The organism is Baaleninema sp. (assembly GCF_049974805.1).
GTDB lineage: Bacteria > Cyanobacteriota > Cyanobacteriia > Cyanobacteriales > Geitlerinemataceae > Baaleninema.
The window spans coordinates 1-2,299 of sequence record NZ_JBNGCO010000224.1 but is presented as its reverse complement, the minus strand read 5'-3'; the positions used below and the strand labels follow the sequence as shown (position 1 = coordinate 2,299).

Genomic DNA, 2,299 nt, shown 5'->3' with positions numbered 1-2,299 from the left:
ATCGCGCTCTCCCACTTCTGAAATCGACCCAACAATCGTTTGCCCGAATTCGTAACTCGACTCGACGAAGTCGGGCGTTCCCAAACGCACTTCGTAGTCTGTCGTCGTCCCGCGACCTTCAACAACGAGGCTATAACGACCGTCTTTTGGTAAAACGGCCTCGAATTCCTCAATATCGCTCGATGTATCTGAAGTGGCGACAGCTTGTCCGGCCACGTCGTAGATCGAATAGACGTCGTCTCCTCGCAAGCGATCGATGTAGATAACTTGACCGGCCGTCCCGTCAAATCCATAAATGTGAGTTGCAGCGGGATCGACGTCTACACCCACCTTGGAGGTCGAATCGAAAGTCGAGTCGAGGGCAATTGGGTGAGCGTCGCCTTCTGCATCAACGTCTAAAATGCGGAAGCGATATTCCCCAGTTTGGTCTGACGAAGCATCGACTTCGAGACGGTAGGTTCCCGTGGTCGGCACTTCAAAAAGTTTGCGATCTGAACCGAGAGATTGTCCGTTCCAAATTCGAACCCCTTGCGGATCGTATAGAGAATCTCGGGGATCGTAGGAATTTGTACTTTCGAGACTGTCAAACCACAACCGTTGACCGGATTCAGCTTCAAAGGTATAAACGTTAGCTTGACCGGGTTCAGAAATCTCCCCAGCAACAAGACTCCCGAATTCAAACGGCTCGATCGGTAACTGGGGAGGCGTGACGATTTCAAAACCGTAGTTTGTATTAGTACGATTCCTTCCCTGTAAGGCGAGAATATACTCTCCAGTTCCCGGTAATTCAACATCACCAAAATCGTAACTCAAACGTCGGAGATTAATGCGATTGCCGTTGGGAGCGTATAAATGAGAATAGTTGTAATAATCGCCGTCAAAACCTTCAAAATATATCGATTGTCCCTTGTCACCTGTAAATCGATACAGTCGGGTGGCGAGTTTGTTCGATAAGTTTCCTGTAACTTCGGTATCGAAGCTTGCAGAGGCTGCCCCAAAGTTATCGAGAACTTGGAAACTCACCTCGGTGGCTGAAGAACGCTTAGATTCAATAACGAGGTTGTAGTTACCATTTCGCGTTAGCGTTCTTAGTGAATCGTCACTGTATAGATTGTAATTCTTGAAAACTTCTGTTCCAGAGGGGTCGTATAGCGTAACGTATACGTTAGAACCTCGATCGGACTCAGTCAGTCCGTCGAACCAAATTTTCTGACCGATCTGACCGGTGAAGCGATAACGCTTGGTTTCACCGGCTGCCAGCGATATAGATCGAGGGGTATTGAGTGCTAAAGGAATGGCAGAAACTGGCGGACTCGGTGTGAAATTGTCCTCTACCGTGGCAATTTGAAAGCGATAGGTTCCCGTCGTATCGTCCTGTCCGTCAATTTCAACTCGGTACTCACCACTTTCAGTTAACGGTAGTCTCGTGCCTAAATTCGAGCCGTTTGTCTGCCCCGATGTTAATAATTTATCGGAGGGAGAGTAAATCTCATAGCGCAGCTTGGGGTTGCCTTCGAGTGACTCAAAAGCAATATGTTGACCGATCGCTCCAGTAAAAGTATAGATATCTCGTTCGCCTTTCTGGGCGATTTCACCATTTGCTGGCGTGTCGAGAGCAATCGAAGCTATTTCTAGAACCGTCGCGACTCGTTCGATCGAATAGTTTAACGGTGTTTCTTCTCCCCCAAGAATGCCGAGGTAATAAGTTCCCGATCCGGGTAAGTCAGCTTCAAAGTCATCTCTTAATCGGCTACTGGCAATACGCTCGAGGTTAGAGTTATAAAGATACCAATAAGGACTATACGAGGTTACGCTTTCTAAGTTATCAAAGTAAACGGTTTCGTCTGCTCCTCCTTCAAACTGATAAAACTGGACAGATTTTCCTGGGTTTAGGGTTCCCTCGATCGCACTTTGTGCTTTAAACTCTGGAGCGGCGCTGACATCTACATATTGGAAGCCATAATCACCAGTTTGCTCTAAATGGCCATCGACCAAAACGTCATAAATTCCATCTTCAGGCAAGCGAACGAGCGGACGAGAATTATCCCTTTGATTAGAGAGATTTTGGAATGAATACACTATCTTACCACTGGGACTTGTTAAAGTTAGATAGTGAGATGAAGTTCCCTCCAAAGCATCGAGAAACAGAACTTGACCTTTCTGTCCAGTTAATTTATAAACATCGCGATCTCCTTTCTCTGAGAAATTTCCGTAAACAGGCGTATTGAAAGCGAGCGTCTTCTCATCTGGAGTTTTGACTAGAAGGCGGAAAAAGGCGGCGGGGGATAGACCCCTGCCG

At 47.0% G+C, this 2,299-nt stretch carries 1 protein-coding gene; it reads right to left on the bottom strand.

Going from position 1 to position 2,299, the window contains the following annotated elements:
* Positions 1 to 2,022: hypothetical protein (locus tag ACP5D4_RS21460; RefSeq protein WP_428013638.1), on the bottom strand; the 2,022-nt coding region annotated here is incomplete at its 3' end.
* Positions 2,023 to 2,299 lie beyond the last annotated feature (277 nt).